The organism is Phaeovulum sp., from assembly GCF_030684035.1.
Lineage (GTDB): Bacteria > Pseudomonadota > Alphaproteobacteria > Rhodobacterales > Rhodobacteraceae > UBA6213.
The window spans coordinates 1-16,582 of record NZ_JAUXPI010000055.1 but is presented as its reverse complement, the minus strand read 5'-3'; the positions used below and the strand labels follow the sequence as shown (position 1 = coordinate 16,582).

The following is a 16,582-nucleotide window of genomic DNA, read 5'->3' as shown; positions in this document are numbered from 1 at the left end:
AGACGAATGGCTTCCTATCAGGCGCGACGCCGCGACCCACTGCTCGACGAGGGCACGCAAGCGATGATCGAGCGGCGCGGCAAAGAGCTTTTGGGCACTGTGCTGGTCGGGCTCGGCGTGCTTGTGGCGCTGATGCTCGGCAGCTATTCGCCTGCCGATCCTGGCTGGATGGCCGCTACCGAAGCGCCGGTGCAAAACCTGCTCGGGCGGGCAGGTGCTGCCATCGCGTCGCCAGTGTTCGTGATCGTGGGGCACGGAGCCTGGGGCCTTGTGGTGGCGCTGGTGGTCTGGGGTCTGCGATTTGCCGCACATGTTGGCGAAGACCGGGCGCTGAGCCGGGCCATTTTTGTGCCGATCGGCGTGGCGCTGGCAGCGGTCTATGCGGCGACCCTGGTGCCGGGCGATGGCTGGGTTCATGCCTTCGGCCTTGGTGGGTTGTTTGGCGATACGGTGATCGGCGCACTGCTCAATCTGTCGCCGATCGACAGCTCGCTTGGGTTGAAACTGCTGACCCTGCTGGTTGCCCTTGCCACGGCGGTGGCGGCAAGTTTTGTGCTGGGTGTTGATCGCATCGAGGCGCGCGGCTTTGCGCGCCTGGTGCTGGTGGGCATGGTGTTGCTCTATGCCGCGCTGATGGCAATGCTGGGGCGCGGCGCTTCGGCCTCGCTGCGCGCCGCACAGAATGCGCGGGCGCGGGCGCGCGAACGGCGCGCCGAAGCCGCGGACCGCGCCGCCGAACTCGCCGCCTGGCAAGAGCAGGAAGCAGGCTGGCACGCCGCCCCGCCGCTTGCCGCGCCCGAACGGACCCACGCGGTGCCACGCATTCGCCGCAGCGCCGAGGCCGAGTCATTGGCCGAACCAGTGCCGGAACTGGTGGAAACTGCGCCCCGCTGGGGCGATGCCGCCCCCGACGCGCCAAGCGAAGACCGTATCCGCAGCCGCATTGCCGATGCCGTGCGTGCCCGTGCTGCGGCTGGCGCGGCACCCCCGGCGGCGTCGCAGGCAACATCGCCTCAGGTTGCCCAAACGGCCGCCCCCGCCTCGGTGCTTTCGGCGGTAGCTGCGCGGCTTACCCGTGCCGCGAAGCCCGCGCCCGAAGCTTCCGCCCGGGTGGAGCCGCCGCTGCGCGCCGCCGCGCCACGCTTCATGCACGCCGCGCCGCTGAACCCGGTGCCCGAAGTTGCGGTTGCATTTGTCGAGGCCGATGACGAATGGCCGCCGGTTGCCGATGACCCGGCACCATTTCTGTTGACCCGCCCGCTGGCCGGTGCGCCCGATCCGCGGCGCGTGGTGCAGCATGCGCCGCGCAAACCCGCCGCCGCATCGCGCCAGGCGCAGGCCGAGGCGCAACCCAGGTTGCTGCTGGAAGCCGAAGCGCAGGCCTATGAGCCGCCGCCGCTCAACCTGCTGACCAACCCGGTGCACATCCAGCGCCATTCGCTTTCCGACGAGGCGCTGGAAGAAAACGCGCGGATGCTTGAAAACGTGCTTGATGATTACGGGGTCAAGGGTGACATCGTTTCGGTGCGGCCCGGCCCTGTGGTCACAATGTATGAACTTGAGCCCGCTCCGGGGCTGAAGGCGAGCCGGGTGATCGGGCTGGCAGACGATATTGCGCGCTCCATGTCGGCGCTTTCGGCCCGTGTTTCCACCGTGCCGGGGCGGTCTGTCATCGGCATCGAACTGCCCAACGCGCACCGCGAAAAGGTGGTTTTGCGCGAAATCCTGTCTGACCGGGGCTTTGGCGACAGCCTGATGAAACTGCCGCTGGCGCTCGGCAAGGATATTTTCGGCGAACCGGTGATTGCCAGCCTTGCGAAGATGCCGCACCTGCTGATTGCGGGCACCACCGGCTCGGGCAAGTCGGTCGCGATCAATACGATGATCCTGAGCCTTGTTTACAAGCTTTCACCGCAAGACTGCCGCCTGATCATGATTGATCCCAAGATGCTGGAGCTTTCGGTCTATGACGGCATTCCGCACCTGCTTTCACCCGTCGTCACCGACCCGAAAAAGGCCGTGGTGGCGCTGAAATGGGTGGTGGGCGAAATGGAAGAGCGCTACCGGAAAATGTCGAAAACCGGGGTGCGCAACATCGAAGGCTATAACGGCCGCGTGCGCGAGGCGCTGGACAAGGGCGAGATGTTCCGCCGCACCGTGCAGACCGGGTTTGACGAAGACACCGGCGAGCCGATTTTCGAGACCGAGGAATTTGCACCGCAGACCTTGCCCTATATCGTGGTCGTGGTCGATGAAATGGCCGACCTGATGATGGTGGCAGGCAAGGAAATCGAAGCCTGCATCCAGCGGCTGGCGCAGATGGCGCGGGCCTCGGGCATTCACCTGATCATGGCAACGCAGCGCCCCTCGGTCGATGTCATCACCGGCACCATCAAGGCCAACTTCCCGACCCGGATCAGTTTTCAGGTCACCTCGAAAATCGACAGCCGCACGATTCTGGGCGAGCAGGGGGCCGAGCAACTGCTGGGCATGGGCGATATGCTCTATATGGCCGGAGGTGGGCGCATAACCCGCGTCCATGGCCCCTTCGTGAGCGACGAAGAGGTGGAGGAAATCGTCAATCATCTGAAATCCTTCGGACCACCTGTGTACCTTTCAGGCGTGGTCGAAGGCCCCGATGACGACCGAGAGGCCGATATTGACGCGGTGCTGGGCCTTGGCGGCGGCGATGATGTGGAAAACGCGCTTTACGATACCGCTGTGGCGATTGTCATCAAAGACCGCAAATGTTCGACCTCCTACATCCAGCGCAAGCTTGGCGTTGGCTACAACAAGGCCGCGAAACTGGTTGAGCAGATGGAAGAGCAGGGCGTGGTCTCGATGGCGAACCATGTTGGCAAGCGCGAGATTCTGGTGCCCGAACAGTGATCGGCCGGGGCTGGCAGAAGGCTACCGCAACGACTAGATTGGGCGCATGAAACAGCCTTTCCGCCTTGCCTTGGCCGTGCTTTTGTCGCTTCTGCCGCCGCTTTCGGCCACCGCGCAGGGGCTGACGCTTGACGAGATCTCGGACTATCTCAACAGCCTGAAAAACGCCGAAGCGAGCTTTTCCCAGATCAATGCCGACGGTTCGCGTTCGACCGGAAAGCTTTACATCAGCAGGCCCGGTCAGGCGCGATTCGAATACGCGCCGCCCGAACAGACTCTGGTTCTCGCCAGCGGCGGGCAAGTGGCGATCTTCGATGGCAAGTCGAATGGCACGCCCGAGCAATACCCGCTCAAGCGCACGCCGCTCAATCTGGTGCTGGCGCGCAATGTCGATCTGGCGAAAGCCGAGACGGTGGTCAACCTCGGCAGCGATGCCTCGATGACATGGGTCGAGGCGCAAGACCCTGAACACCCCGAATACGGCAGCATCCTGTTGATCTTCACGCCCAAGCCAACGACCCTGCGGCAGTGGATCATCCGCGATGAATTCGGCAGCCAGACCACGGTGCAGCTGGGCGAGATGAAGCTGGGCGAAAGCTATTCCAACTTTCTGTTCGACATCGCGACCGAGGTAGAGCGGCGCGGCAACTAGCCCGCGTTGCACGAGGCGAGCTGCGCCTGATACATCTGCGCCCGCGCCGCGACATTGGTTGCAACCTGCAACAGCCAGCCCTTTGAGCGGTAGCTGCCCCGCGCATAGCCCGCGCGGCCCTCGTGATAGGCCAGATACTGGTTGCGCGTGTCGGTCTTGGCGATGCCAAGCGCGCGCTCGGTGCCGTCAAGATACCAGCCGATGAAATCCGTCGCGTCGTCGATATCATCGCGGCTCTTGCCAAAGCCGAAGCTGGCCGCCCGATAATCGTCCCAGGTGCCGTCGAGCGCCTGCGCATAACCATAGGCTGAGCTTTGTCGCCCGAGCGGTATGATGCCAAGCGCAAAGCGCTGCGGCGTGCGCGCGTTGCCGACAAACTTCGATTCCTGATGGATGATCGCCATCTGCACCGCCACCGGCACCTCCCACCTTCGCTCGGTGCGGCGCATCGCGGTATAATAGCCCGGCCGTTCCTTGATGAGCGCGCAGGCGTTATCAAGGTTGCGCGGTTCCGAAAACTTGCCACCGCATGACGCGACCATGAAGGCCAGCGCCAGCCAAAGGTATCTGCCCATTTTCTGCCTCGGGTAGTGTTTTGCCACAGCCTAGCAAAAATGACCGCCCGGGGAAATCACGAATCCGCCCATGCCCCACTGTAAGGGGCAGGTTCACAGACTGTTTCCGCCTGACCGCGCCGCCAGCGATGGACAGAGACCCCGGTAAGGGATTATTTAGGGCGATGGGGACTGTTGTTATGCAGACATCGCGCGCAAAGTATCATCTGGGCCAGGTGGTCCGCCACCGCAAGCATCCGTTTCGCGGCGTGGTGTTTGATGTTGATGCGATGTTTTCCAACACGCAGGAATGGTACGATGCCATCCCCGAGGAAAGCCGACCGGCGAAGAACCAGCCATTTTACCATCTGCTGGCCGAAAACGGGTCGAGCCATTACGTCGCCTATGTTTCGGAACAGAACCTTGTCGCCGATTACTCCGGCGAGCCAGTCGATCACCCTGACCTGCCCGACCTCTTTGGCGATTTCGAAGATGGCTGCTACCCGGTGCAGTTTCAGCTCAACTGATCAAGCCCATCCGGCGTGCCGAGTGGCAACCGGAACGCGAGCAGGTTCTGCCCCGCCTCGCGCCGGTAGCCCAGATCGCACGTCAGGGTGTGGATCAGGTACCAGCCAAAGCCGCCCTCAGGCAGATCGGCCTTGGCAACAGCGGTTTTAGGCAAGCCCGGCACCACCAGGCAGGCGGGCGGCAGCGGTACCCCGTCATCTCTGACCGAACAGGAAATACCGCGCTGGTCCCGCAGAATGGAAAGCGAAATCGTGCCATCACCACCGCCCGCGTAGCTGTGCTTGACGATATTGTTCATGATTTCGGCCAATACCAACTCCAGCGCGCCCGCCTCCTCGGCTCTGATCTCCTGCTTGAAGCGCGCCATCGCCGCGCGCAGCGCCCCCCGAACCGCATGCTGGTCCGCGGCGAAACGGTGCTGAAAGATGTCGCGCCTCGTACCAGGTTCGCCCTCGTCGCCCTCGTCTCGCATCTGCTCAGCCAGCATCGCGCAGCGCGGTGTCAGGGCCATTTGCCCGGATCGAAAAGACCGAATCCATGCGCGTCAGGCGGAAAACCTTTTCCACATTCGTCGTCAGGCCCCGCAGCTCCAGCTTGCGACCGGGGCTGAGGCCTTTCATCACCGAAACGATGGCCCCGAGGCCCGAGCTGTCGAGAAAGCCGACATCGGAAAGGTCGAGCACAACGCGCGGTGACGGCTGCAACAGAACCTCGCGCATCTGATCCTTGAACTGGATCGCAATGGCGGCATCAAGGCGCGCCTCGCCAAGGCGCACCACAAGTGCCCCATCGCAGGCTTCGGCAGACAGTTTCATGATCGATTTCCTGCGCAGTTTCCACAAACCTCAGGCTAGACGCCAATCCTTACCATTCGGTATGTAGGTGCAGGTCAGGCAGCGAGGACAAGATGCAAAACGTGGTAATCCTGGGCGCAGCGCGCACACCGATGGGCGGCATGCAGGGCGTATTTTCGGGACTCGCCGCCCCTGCGCTTGGTGGCGCGGCAATCGCAGCAGCTTTGGCCCGCGCCGGGGTGCCGCCCGCGCGCGTCGAAGAGCTGTTGATGGGCTGCGTGCTGCCTGCGGGTCAGGGTCAGGCTCCTGCCCGGCAGGCGGGTTTTGCCGCAGGCCTTGGCAAGGGCGTGCCCGCCACTACGCTCAACAAGATGTGCGGATCAGGGATGAAGGCGGTGATGATCGCGCATGACCAGATCGCGCTCGGGGCCACCGGGCTGATGGTGGCGGGAGGCATGGAAAGCATGACCAACGCGCCGTATCTCTTGCCGAAAATGCGCTCTGGCGCGCGCCTCGGCCATGCCCAGGCGATGGACCACATGTTTCTGGACGGGCTTGAAGACGCCTATGACAAGGGCCGCCTGATGGGCACCTTTGCCGAAGATTGCGCGCAGGGATTTGCCTTCACCCGCGAAGCGCAAGATGCCTATGCGCTCGCCTCGCTGACCCGCGCACTTGCGGCGCAGGCAACGGGTGCCTTCGCGCAGGAAATTGCGCCTGTCACCGTTTCGGGCAAGGGCGGCGAGCGTATCATCGACGCCGATGAACAGCCCGCGCTCGCCCGCCCCGAAAAGATCCCGACGCTCAAGCCGGCCTTTCGCGCGGGCGGAACGGTTACCGCCGCCAACTCTTCCTCGATCTCCGATGGTGCGGCGGCGCTGGTGCTTGGCTCGCAGGAGGTGGCCCAAGCCGAAGGCCTGCGGGTTCGCGCCCGCATCCTCGGCCACGCCAGCCATGCCCAGGCCCCCGCCGAATTTCCCACCGCCCCGGTGCCCGCAGCCGAAAAACTGCTGAAACACCTCGGCTGGGCAACCTCTGACGTTGATTTGTGGGAGGTGAACGAGGCTTTCGCGGTGGTGCCGATGGCCTTCATGGCGCGGCTCGGCATCGCGCATGAGCGGATGAACATCCACGGTGGAGCCTGCGCGCTCGGCCACCCGATCGGCGCATCTGGCGCGCGCATCATCGTCACGCTGCTGCATGCGCTTGAAACCCGCGGGCTGAAGCGCGGCATCGCCGCCATCTGCATCGGCGGTGGCGAAGGCACCGCGATTGCCATCGAACGTCCCTGATTTCTTCTTTGTTCAAATACCCGGCGGGGGTTCGGGGGCTGCCAGGCCCCCGGCCTGCGCCAGAAAGGCCCCGATGCACGCAGATTACCCGCGCCTTGCCAGCACCATTCGCGCGCTCACCGAAGGCGAAACCGACGAGGTGGCGCTGATGGCCACGCTCGCCTGCGAAATCCACCGCGCCGATGACCGCTTCGACTGGACCGGATTCTACCGCGTCGTGGCGCCGGAGCTGATGAAGATCGGCCCCTATCAGGGCGGGCACGGCTGCCTTGTCATTCCGTTTTCGCGCGGCGTCTGTGGTGCCGTGGCGCGGGCGGGCAAAACGCTGAACGTGCCAGACGTGTCGAAATTTGCCGACCACATCGCCTGTTCTTCCAGCACGAGGTCCGAACTCGTGGTGCCGGTTTTCGGCAAGGGAGGGCGGCTTATCGGGGTGCTCGACCTCGACAGCAACACCCTCGCCGCCTTCACCAAGGCCGATGCGGATGCGCTGGAAGCAATTCTTGCAGAGGTCTTCGGCGCGCTCTGAGGTGCTTGCAGCGCCACGGCGCGCCAAGCATAAAGCCGGATGAAGCGGCGGAGTTGGAACCATGTGGGAGATCTACACTTCCTTTCCGGCCGAGGCGCTGCTGGGCTTCATCCTCGGCGGGCTGGTGGTCAATTTCGCGCCCGGGCAAGACATGTTCTTTGCCACGGCCTGCGGCATCAACGGCGGGCCTCGGGCGGGCGCAATGGCGGGGCTTGGCGCTGGCATAGGCGTTGTCTGGCATGTCACGCTGGCAGCCCTCGGGCTTTCGGCGCTGATGGTGGCGCATCCGGCGGCGCTTGAGGTGATCCGCTGGGCGGGGGCCGCCTACCTCGCCTGGCTCGCGGTCAAGGCCTGGCGGGCGGGCAGCAGCGGCGGCGACGGGCGCGGCATCGTCAACCCGTGGAAGGCGATTGCGCGGGGCTTCGTGTCAAACGCGCTGAACCCCAAGCCGGTGCTGTTCATCCTTGCTTTTCTGCCGCAGTTTACCAACCCGGCCTATGGTCCGGTCTGGCAGCAGATCGTGGCGCTCGGGTCGATCTTTGCGTTCACCGGCACAATCGTGACCATGGGTTACGGGCTGCTGGCGGGTTACCTTGGCCGCTCGCTGCTTTCGCGCATGGGGGCGGTGAACAAGGTCGCGGCGGTGATGTTTGGCGGGCTCGCGGCAAAGCTCGCGCTCTCATGACCGATTTTCGCTACGCCCCGCCGGATGATCCGCCCGAGATCCTGCATGCCGATGCGCAAGTGCTGGTGGTCAACAAACCGGCAGGCCTGCTGTCGGTGCCGGGCAAGGGTGCGCATCTGGCGGATTGCCTGATCGGGCGGCTCCACGCGCTTTACCCCGACGTGCTTTTGGTGCATCGGCTCGATCTCGACACTTCGGGGGTCATGGTGTTTGCCCTGACACCGCTGGCGCAGCGCCACCTAGGCTGGCAGTTCGAGGAGCGGATGACGAAAAAGGTTTATGTCGCCCGGCTCTGGGGCCAGCTTGCCCCGCGCGAAGGGCGGGTGGACCTGCCGCTATGTGTCGATTGGCCGAACCGTCCGCGCCAGCATGTGGACCACGAAAGCGGCCGCCCGGCGCAGACCGACTGGCGCGTGGTGCGGCTTGAGGCCGATGGCACAACCCGGGTGCGGCTGATGCCGCTCACCGGGCGCAGCCACCAGTTGCGGGTGCATATGGCGACACTTGGCCACCCGATTCTCGGTGACAGGCTTTATGCCACCGGCCCTGCGCGCGATTACCCGCGCCTCATGCTGCACGCCGAAAGCCTGCGTTTTCGCCACCCGGACGGCGGCAAGGCACAAAGCTTTTCGGCACCCTGCCCGTTCTGAGCGGCGTCGCTGGCCTCCGGCGGGGGTATTTGGGCAAAGAAGAAGCCGCGCCGTCAGTCACCGAACCAGCCGGAAATCGCCTTGCTGTCGAGAAATTCCTCGATCCCCCAATGGCCACCCTCGCGCGCCCGGCCCGAAGCCCCGACGCCGCCGAAGAAAGCTCCGGGGCCGCGCGACACGCCATTCATTTCGACCATGCCCGAACGCAGGTGCCGCGCCAGGCGGTTGCGGCGCGGGCCATCGGCGGTCTGTACATAGTTGGTCAGGCCGTAGGGGGTGCCATTGGCAATCTCCAGTGCCTCCTGCTCGGTGTCGAAAGCCATGATCGAAAGCACCGGGCCAAAGATTTCCTCGCGCGCAATGGTCATGTCGGGCGTCACGTCGGCAAACACCGTCGGGCGCACGAACCAGCCGCGGTTGAGCCCGTCGGGGCGGCCGGGGCCACCGGCCACAAGCCGCGCGCCCTCGGCGATGCCGGTTTCGATCAGGGCCTGAATTTTCGCGTATTGCGCGGCGCTGACCACCGGGCCGATGTGGCGGCCCGGTTCATGCGCCGATGCGACGCGGGTGGCAAGCGCGGTTTCGCGGGCAATCTCAACTGCCCGGGCATAGGCGGGCCGCTCGACCAGCATTCGTGTGGGGGCATTGCAGGATTGGCCAGAGTTGTTGAAGCAGTGCCGCACGCCGCGCTTGACCGCCTCTGCATCGGCATCGGCAAAAATCAGGTTTGCACCCTTGCCGCCAAGCTCCAGCGCCACCTTCTTGAGGCTGTCGGCGGCGGCTTTGGTGATCGCGACGCCGGCGCGGGCGGAGCCGGTGAAGGAAATCATCGCCACGTCGGGGTGGGTCGAAAGCTGGGTGCCGACACCCGGGCCATCGCCGTTGACAAGGTTGAAAACGCCCGGCGGCACACCCGCTTCGTGCAGGACTTCCGCAAAAAGCAGCGCCGAGAGCGGAGCGATTTCCGACGGCTTCAGCACCATCGTGCAGCCCGCCAGCAGCGCCGGGATCACCTTCAGCGCGATCTGGTTCATCGGCCAGTTCCAGGGCGTGATCAGGCCCGCCACACCGACCGGTTCGAAAGCGATGCGGGTTTGCGGGGCTTGCGGCCCGAGCGGACGGATGAATTCGAACGCCTTGAAGGCGGTGATGAAATTGGTGATGTGCGTGGTTCCGGCAGAAACCTGGTCGCTGCGCGCCATGTCGATCGGCGCGCCCATCTCGAGGCTGATGGCGGCAGCCATGGCATCAGCGCGTGCGGTATACGCGGCAAGGATGCGCTCTGCCAATTCCAGCCGCCCCGGCGCGGACGTCGCGGACCAGCCCGGCAGGGCGGCGCGGGCGGCGGCTACGGCGGCGTCGGTATCTGCCTGCCCGCCGAGCGAGATCACCGCGCAGGGTTCCTCGGTCGACGGGTCATGCACGATGCAATCATGCGGGGCGGCGGGGGCGACCCATTGGCCGTTGATATAGAAATCGCGTTTGATCAGCATGGGGCCTCCAGGGTTTTCCCGCATGCTGGCATTGCCGGGCCCTGGCCGCAAGGGCCGCAGGCGCGTGATATTTCGCGTCTCGGGCGGGTTTGTGGGGGTGCATTGGCGACCGCGCATACTTAGACTCATTCCAGACGAAGCAGCAGCGAAGGTTTGCCCCATGGGTTTGCGCATCAACGACATTGCCCCCGATTTCACCGCCCAGTCGACCGGGGGCGAGATAAGCTTTCACGACTGGATCGGCGGCGGTTACGCGATCATCTTTTCCCACCCGAAAGACTTCACGCCAGTCTGCACCACGGAGTTCGGTGCCGTGGCGCAACTGGCGGGCGAGTTTGAAAAACGCCAGACCAAGGTGATCGGCGTTTCGGTCGACTCGGTTGCAGAGCATCGCAAATGGGCCGCCGACATCGCTGCCTTTTCCGGCAGCCCGGTGAATTTTCCGATCATCGACGACACCTCGCTGACCGTCGCCAAGGCCTATGACATGCTTCCCGCCGATGCCTACCTGCCCGATGGCCGCACCCCCGCGCACAGCGCGACAGTGCGCACCGTGTTCATCATCGGGCCGGATCGCAAGATCCGTCTGACCATGGCCTATCCGATGTCGGTTGGCCGAAACTTCGCCGAAATCCTGCGGGCGCTTGACGCCGTGCAGGCTACCGATGGCGCGCCCTTTGCCACCCCGGCCAACTGGCTGCCGGGGCAAGATGTGATCGTCGGGCTTGCGGTTTCCACCGAGGACGCGAGGGCGCGGTTCGGCAAGGTCGATGTCAGGTTGCCCTATCTGCGGTTCACCGAAGCGCCGAAGTAGCCGGGCGCGCCTTGCGCGCAACCGCTGCACACAGCACCGCCAAGGCGCGTTCAGTCAGCTCTCCTGCGGCTGATCGGCCTTGGCAAGGCGCATGACTCTGGCGCGATACCGGGTTCGCGCCCAGGAACGGTAGAATTGCTGCCGAACCGGGAGCTTCGTCTGGATCGTGCTGCCACCTGCCGCGTCTGCGGCGGAACGGGCACCATTTGGAAACACCGAAAGCACATTTGCACCGGTGACCCAGCGCATCTGCAATAAGGTATCGACCGGTCGATCAAAGGGCGCGGTGAGTTCCAGCAGACGTGCCGCGAGGTTTCTTCCAACGATTTGCAGCGCCGTTGAAAGCCCGACAACGCGCGGCTGAAAAAGCCGTATCGCCCCATCGGTGGTGAGAATGCGGTATGGCACCTCGCGGTCCTGCAACGGAAAGCGGACCAGACTTTCGGGCGTCGCATGGCGAAGCGCGAGGGTCAGGGCGCGCCCGAACTGCAGTGTATCAAGCGCAACATCATCTTCCGCAACCAGTCCGAAATCCGCATCGCCGGAAGCAATGTTCTGCCAGCAGCGACGATGGCTGAGAAACGCGCCGATCTCGCCTGCGGTCAGAGCAAAGGGGTAGGGCGGGCGATACCGAGAGCCGACATAGGCATGTGCGCGCTCTGGCCCCGAAAGCGCGCAGCCATCCACGGCGTCAACAATCTCCGCCAGCGGCAATTGTTCCCGCAAAGCAGCGACCAGCGCATGCCTGCCGGTGCTGCAGGGAAGATGAATGATGTAAGATCTTATCAAACTCAAAATGCCTCGGAAACTGGCAAAACAGGGCGCGGCCTAAGGCGCGGCATGGGCGCGATCATAGCGTCGGGTGGCGAATTTGAAAGGAGGCAGCGCTGTCGAATAGTCGCGGCGCTTGGGCAACGGCGGATTTTGGCGTAGTCTTGCCGCAGGGACATGTCGGGAGGGCATAATGGTTTCACGTTCGGCACTTTTCGCGGCGGCGCTGGCGGCGTCCGCCGCAGGGGCGCAGGATATTGGCGGGCGCTATGAGGTTCAGGGGCGCAACTTTGACGGCTCGGCTTATGGCGGAACGGCACGCATCGTGCTGACCAGCGATGTGACCTGCGAGATCTACTGGGTCACCGGCTCGACATCGTCGGAAGGCATCTGCATGCGCAGCGGCGATGTGTTCAGCGCCGCCTACCAGATGGGCAGCGTGGTGGGACTGGTGATCTACCGCGTCACCAAGGGCGGTGTGCTCGAGGGCACCTGGACCGTCGCCGGGTCTAACGGCGTGGGTTACGAGACATTGCTGCCCAGATAGGTGAGTTGCCATAGTCACGGCGGGCCGCGCGTTTAGAGCGCGGATCAGCGCCCGAAGGCCGCGACATCGCATTGCCGTTCGAGCAACCGGAAACCCGCAGCTTCCAGCAGGGAATATGCGGCTTCGGGCGTGTCGCCGGGTGCCAGGCACGCGGCCGGGTGGGTTTCAAGAACGATCAGATTTACGCGCGCCAGCGTCGCGACCTCATGACGCAACATTGCAACTTCCGCGCCTTCGATATCGCAGACCAGCGCGAAATCGCCAGGCGGCAGCGTCGCGGCAACCTCTGCAAGCGTGATCGCAGGCACGCGAAAGCCTGCTTCGCCCGCCACGGCAAGGTGGCCGTCGTGGGCATTTGCGCCTGCCGAGAAGGTCACTTCAGGCGCACCGGAATAGTCGATTGCGCCCTCGATCACGCGGCAGGTGCCGGGGTTCGCACCAATTGCTGCATTGGCTTCGCAGATCCTGGCCAGATGCGGGTTCGCCTCGACAATTACATGCTGCGCGGCGGCACCGATCTGCGCGCGGATCAGCGCCGAGATCACGCCGATCGAGCCGCCGAGTTCGACCACGTTCATGCCCGGGGTCAGATAGGTCCGCACAAGTTGCGCCTCGGGTGCTTCATAGGGGCGCTTGCGTGCCAGCAGGTAGCGCACACCGGCGTCTGCCGTGATCGGCACCCGCACCACCATCCCATGCACCTTGAAGCGGTCGCCACGCCGCAATCGGTGCATCCAGAGCGTGCAATTGCGCGAAGTCTGGCTCACCACGGGTGTCTCAGCTTGGCACCACCGTCGCGCCATGTGCTTATGCCACCGCGCAGATAGGCCCACCGCACCGCTCGCAGATGCGGCGAAGTCAGCACCGACAGTTTCAGCAGGTTGTAAAGGCCCAGATGCAGTGTCGAGGCGAATGGCAGCGCCATCCGGTGCTTGCGCCTGCCATAGACGCGGCTGCGGGCATGGTGAAATGCCTTGAAGGCGTCGGCTTCGGTGCTTTGTTCCGACGACGCACCACCTACATGGGTAACCAGCGCCGCGCGGATGAACATCAGCGGTCCCTGCTCAGCGCGCAGTCGGCGCGCGATATCGTCATCTTCATGGTAGAGGAAAATCGCCGGGTCAAAGCCGCAGACTGCCTCGAAATCCTTGCGGCGCACGAACAGCGCGGCTCCGCAGAGCACCGGCACTTCGCAGTCCGCTGTCGGCCATCCGCGCGCCATACGCTCGGATCGCGGCATCAGGTCGCTGTTGCGCTTGAAACTGGGCGAGCCGTCGGCGTTGGCAAGCCGCGGGCTCATCGCGACCGCAAGAGGATAGCGGTCAGCTGCCGCTAACAGCTGCTCAAGTGCCCCGGGCGCAAGCACGGCGTCGGGGTTCAGGAACAGCAGGAATTCGGTGGTAGCATCTGCCGCCCCCCGGTTGCAGGCAGCGCCGAAACCCTCGTTCACCGGGCTTTCGATCAGCCGTGCGCCCCACCCAGCGGCTAGGCTGCGAAGCGCCGCGACATCGCGGGAAGCATTGTCAACGATGCTGGTCGGGGTGCCGTGAGGGATCGAGTCGAGCATCGCGGGAAGCACGTCGAGGCTGTCATGCGAGACGGTGACGATTGTCACCCGCGAATGCACGGTCATGCAGGGCTGCCCATTGCCAAAGAAATGCCCGGGGAAGCTACCCCGGGCATTGTCAGCCGTGAACTTGAAAAATCACGCCTCGGGCGCATCCTTCGGTTTTTCGGGCGCAATCTCGGCACCGGTCTCCTGATCGACCATTTTCATGCCGAGCCGGACCTTGCCGCGTTCGTCAAAGCCCAGAAGCTTGACCTTCACTTCCTGGCCTTCCTTCAGCAACTCGTTCGGGTGGTTGAGCCGCTTGCCGGAAATTTGCGAGACATGCACAAGGCCGTCGCGCTTGCCGAAGAAGTTCACGAAGGCACCGAAATCGACCAGTTTCACCACCTTGCCGGTGTAAACCTTGCCTTCTTCCGGCTCCGCCACGATCGACCAGATCATGTCGTGCGCCTTCTTGATCGCCTCGGCGCTCGACGAGGCGATCTTGATCACGCCATCGTCGTTGATATCAACCTTGGCACCCGAAACTTCGACGATCTCGCGGATCACCTTGCCACCCGAGCCGATCACTTCGCGGATCTTGTCAACCGGCACGCTCATGGTCTCGATCTTCGGCGCATATTGGCTGAAGGCCTGTGCCGAGGTCAGCGATTTGGCCATTTCGCCCAGAATGTGCATCCGGCCTTCCTTGGCCTGGGCCAGAGCCTTTTCCATGATCTCCGGGGTGATGCCCGCAACCTTGATGTCCATTTGCAGGCTGGTGATGCCCTGCGCGGTGCCTGCCACCTTGAAATCCATGTCGCCGAGGTGGTCCTCGTCGCCAAGAATGTCGGTAAGAATGGCGAAGCGGCCATCATCTTCCAGAATCAGGCCCATCGCCACGCCTGCCACCGGCGCTTTCAGCGGCACCCCGGCATCCATCATTGAAAGCGACGAACCGCAGACAGTGGCCATCGAGCTGGAGCCATTCGATTCGGTGATCTCCGAGACGATGCGGACCGTGTAGGGGAAGTCTGTTGCGGCGGGCAGCACCGCCTGCAACGCACGCCACGCCAGCTTGCCATGGCCGATTTCGCGGCGGCCGGGCGGGCCGAAGCGGCCAACTTCGCCGACCGAATAGGGCGGGAAGTTGTAGTGCAGCAGGAAGTTCATCTTCGAGGTGCCGGTGAGGGCATCGACGAATTGTTCATCGTCGCCGGTGCCAAGCGTGGTCACCGCCAGCGCCTGCGTTTCACCGCGGGTGAACAGCGCCGAACCGTGGGTGCGCGGCAAGATGCCGGTTTCCGAAATGATCGGGCGCACAGTGCGCGTATCGCGGCCATCAATGCGCGGCGCGCCGTTGATGATGTCGCCCCGCAAGATCGCCGATTCGAGCTTCTTGAACGCCGAGCCAAGGTTTTCGTCGGAAAGTTCCTCGGCAGTCAGCGCCGCCTTCACCGCGGCACGGGCGGCGTCGATTGCATTCACCCGAGCCTGCTTGTCGCGGATCGCAAAGGCCGCGCGCATCTCTGCCTCGCCAGCGGCTTTCACCTTGGCATAAAGCGCCGAATAGTCGGGCGGCGAGAAATCGAAGGGCTCTTTTGCCGCATCTTCGGCAAAGTCGATGATCAGATCGATCACCGGCTTGATGCTTTCATGCGCGAATTTCACCGCGCCCAGCATTTCGGCCTCGGAAAGCTCATAGGCTTCCGATTCGACCATCATCACCGCATCGCGGGTGCCGGCGACCACCAGATCAAGCCGCTGTTCGGGGTTCTCGCGCAGCTTGTGCATGTCGTCGCAATCGGGGTTCAGCACATAGGCACCGTTCACAAAGCCGACGCGGGCGGCGGCGATCGGGCCCATGAAGGGCGCTCCCGAAATCGTCAGCGCCGCCGAGGCGGCGATCACGCCCAGCATGTCGGGCTCGTTCACCAGATCGTGGCTGAGCACGGTGACGATCACCAGCACTTCGTTCTTGAAGCCCGGCACGAACAGGGGCCGGATCGGCCGGTCGATCAGCCGCGAGGTCAGCGTTTCCTTTTCCGAAGGCCGCGCCTCGCGTTTGAAAAAGCCGCCGGGCACCTTGCCCGCGGCGTAGTAGCGTTCCTGATAATGCACGGTCAGCGGAAAGAAATCCTGCCCCGGTTTGGCTTCCTTGGCAAAGGTCACGTTGGCCATGACCGAGGTTTCGCCCAGCGTGGCGATGACCGAGCCATCCGCCTGACGCGCAACCTTGCCGGTTTCCAGTGTGAGCGTCTCATTGCCCCACTGGATCGATTTTCGTGTAACGTTGAACATCTATCGTTCCCTATATGGAAGCACCCACAGGCCCCTTGCCCGTGTCTTCCTTTTGCATGGCGGCCCCATTGCCGCCGCCCCCCAATCCTTTGCATGTGGCCGGGGGCATGGCCTCACGTCGCAGATTGCGCGCGTTTACAGGAAAAGGGCGGGGTTGGGAAGCGGGGATGTGGGGGTGACGGTTGCGCGGCGAAAGGTCGGCTGTGCGGACGGAGCGGACGTTGCAAACTCGGAGTTCAGGAACCGAATTCAACGAGGTCAGCAATATCCTTGATGGACCCGATCTCGATTTTTCTTTCTGCAAAATCCAGCTTATTGCTGCCGCGTACTATGAAGCGAAACTCTCTTTGATAAGCAAACTTATAGTGCTTGCAAAATGGCACGTCTGGGTTGTCTAGTGTTCCGAGTCTGACATTTGCTACCGATTTCCCCTGATTTCATCGAGAGCATCGAGCGCGCGGCGCTCGCGGGTGATGATATCATCGGCGGTCTTGCTCCAGACGAAGGGCTTCGGTTTGGCGTTGTGCTGCAGCA

The 16,582-nt window shown here is 63.7% G+C and carries 17 protein-coding genes; 9 read left to right on the top strand and 8 right to left on the bottom strand.

The genetic code is table 11. The features are described 5' to 3' along the window. Positions 1 to 6: 6 nt before the first annotated feature. Positions 7 to 2,889, top strand: a complete 2,883-nt coding sequence (locus tag Q8J98_RS12525) for a DNA translocase FtsK 4TM domain-containing protein (protein WP_305294652.1) — start codon at positions 7 to 9, stop codon at positions 2,887 to 2,889. A 46-nt stretch (positions 2,890 to 2,935) separates the two neighbouring features. Further along, the gene (locus Q8J98_RS12520) at positions 2,936 to 3,541 is read left to right on the top strand and encodes an outer membrane lipoprotein carrier protein LolA (protein ID WP_305294651.1); all 606 of its coding nucleotides are present in this window, start codon (positions 2,936 to 2,938) and stop codon (positions 3,539 to 3,541) included. Here the strand turns inward: Q8J98_RS12520 and Q8J98_RS12515 are convergent. After that, positions 3,538 to 4,116 (bottom strand): lytic transglycosylase, encoded by a 579-nt coding sequence (locus Q8J98_RS12515; RefSeq protein ID WP_305294649.1) that lies wholly within the window; start codon positions 4,114 to 4,116, stop codon positions 3,538 to 3,540. The genes Q8J98_RS12520 and Q8J98_RS12515 overlap by 4 nt on opposite strands. A 179-nt stretch (positions 4,117 to 4,295) precedes the next feature. Between Q8J98_RS12515 and hspQ the strand changes: the two genes are divergently transcribed. Continuing rightward, entirely contained in the window at positions 4,296 to 4,622 is a 327-nt protein-coding gene (gene hspQ / locus Q8J98_RS12510; protein WP_305294647.1) for a heat shock protein HspQ, read from the top strand. Here hspQ and Q8J98_RS12505 read toward each other — a convergent pair. Both Q8J98_RS12505 and Q8J98_RS12500 read right to left on the bottom strand, forming a co-directional pair. Beyond that, positions 4,610 to 5,134 carry an ATP-binding protein gene (locus Q8J98_RS12505; protein ID WP_305294646.1) on the bottom strand — a complete coding sequence of 175 codons (525 nt, stop codon included), beginning with the start codon at positions 5,132 to 5,134 and terminating at the stop codon, positions 4,610 to 4,612. The genes hspQ and Q8J98_RS12505 overlap by 13 nt on opposite strands. Continuing rightward, positions 5,100 to 5,438, bottom strand: a complete 339-nt coding sequence (locus Q8J98_RS12500; protein ID WP_305294645.1) for an STAS domain-containing protein — start codon at positions 5,436 to 5,438, stop codon at positions 5,100 to 5,102. The genes Q8J98_RS12505 and Q8J98_RS12500 overlap by 35 nt, the downstream gene beginning before the upstream one ends. Positions 5,439 to 5,530: 92 nt before the next feature. Between Q8J98_RS12500 and Q8J98_RS12495 the strand changes: the two genes are divergently transcribed. The 4 genes from Q8J98_RS12495 (at position 5,531) to Q8J98_RS12480 (ending at position 8,573) form a co-directional block, all read left to right on the top strand. Continuing rightward, positions 5,531 to 6,709 (top strand): acetyl-CoA C-acyltransferase, encoded by a 1,179-nt coding sequence (locus Q8J98_RS12495; RefSeq protein WP_305294644.1) that lies wholly within the window; start codon positions 5,531 to 5,533, stop codon positions 6,707 to 6,709. Between the two features lie 73 nt (positions 6,710 to 6,782). Next, positions 6,783 to 7,238, top strand: coding sequence for a GAF domain-containing protein (locus tag Q8J98_RS12490; RefSeq protein ID WP_305294643.1), 456 nt, complete (start codon positions 6,783 to 6,785; stop codon positions 7,236 to 7,238). Between the two features lie 61 nt (positions 7,239 to 7,299). Then, positions 7,300 to 7,923 carry a LysE family translocator gene (locus tag Q8J98_RS12485; RefSeq protein WP_305294642.1) on the top strand — a complete coding sequence of 208 codons (624 nt, stop codon included), beginning with the start codon at positions 7,300 to 7,302 and terminating at the stop codon, positions 7,921 to 7,923. Then, positions 7,920 to 8,573: a pseudouridine synthase gene (locus Q8J98_RS12480; RefSeq protein ID WP_305294641.1), complete on the top strand. Its 654-nt coding sequence runs from the start codon at positions 7,920 to 7,922 to the stop codon at positions 8,571 to 8,573. The genes Q8J98_RS12485 and Q8J98_RS12480 overlap by 4 nt, the downstream gene beginning before the upstream one ends. Before the next feature lie 53 nt (positions 8,574 to 8,626). Here the strand turns inward: Q8J98_RS12480 and Q8J98_RS12475 are convergent, their stop codons facing one another. Beyond that, on the bottom strand, positions 8,627 to 10,066 hold the full coding sequence (locus Q8J98_RS12475) for an aldehyde dehydrogenase family protein (protein ID WP_305294640.1): 1,440 nt from the start codon (positions 10,064 to 10,066) through the stop codon (positions 8,627 to 8,629). Between the two features lie 160 nt (positions 10,067 to 10,226). Here Q8J98_RS12475 and Q8J98_RS12470 point away from each other — a divergent pair, with 160 nt between their 5' ends. Then, positions 10,227 to 10,880, top strand: coding sequence for a peroxiredoxin (locus Q8J98_RS12470; protein WP_305294639.1), 654 nt, complete (start codon positions 10,227 to 10,229; stop codon positions 10,878 to 10,880). A gap of 54 nt (positions 10,881 to 10,934) precedes the next feature. On the opposite strand, the gene Q8J98_RS12465 is transcribed toward Q8J98_RS12470, so the two are convergent. Next, the gene (locus tag Q8J98_RS12465; protein ID WP_305294638.1) at positions 10,935 to 11,669 is read right to left on the bottom strand and encodes a glycosyltransferase family 25 protein; all 735 of its coding nucleotides are present in this window, start codon (positions 11,667 to 11,669) and stop codon (positions 10,935 to 10,937) included. A gap of 175 nt (positions 11,670 to 11,844) precedes the next feature. Between Q8J98_RS12465 and Q8J98_RS12460 the strand changes: the two genes are divergently transcribed. Further along, positions 11,845 to 12,198, top strand: coding sequence for a hypothetical protein (locus Q8J98_RS12460; protein ID WP_305184462.1), 354 nt, complete (start codon positions 11,845 to 11,847; stop codon positions 12,196 to 12,198). 44 nt (positions 12,199 to 12,242) lie between these two features. Here Q8J98_RS12460 and Q8J98_RS12455 read toward each other — a convergent pair whose 3' ends face one another. The 3 genes from Q8J98_RS12455 to pnp form a co-directional block, all read right to left on the bottom strand. Further along, positions 12,243 to 12,965 carry an FkbM family methyltransferase gene (locus tag Q8J98_RS12455; protein ID WP_305294637.1) on the bottom strand — a complete coding sequence of 241 codons (723 nt, stop codon included), beginning with the start codon at positions 12,963 to 12,965 and terminating at the stop codon, positions 12,243 to 12,245. Next, positions 12,962 to 13,831, bottom strand: coding sequence for a glycosyltransferase family 2 protein (locus Q8J98_RS12450; protein WP_305294636.1), 870 nt, complete (start codon positions 13,829 to 13,831; stop codon positions 12,962 to 12,964). The genes Q8J98_RS12455 and Q8J98_RS12450 overlap by 4 nt, the downstream gene beginning before the upstream one ends. A 72-nt stretch (positions 13,832 to 13,903) precedes the next feature. Continuing rightward, positions 13,904 to 16,048: a polyribonucleotide nucleotidyltransferase gene (pnp, locus tag Q8J98_RS12445; protein WP_305294635.1), complete on the bottom strand. Its 2,145-nt coding sequence runs from the start codon at positions 16,046 to 16,048 to the stop codon at positions 13,904 to 13,906. Positions 16,049 to 16,582: the final 534 nt, after the last annotated feature.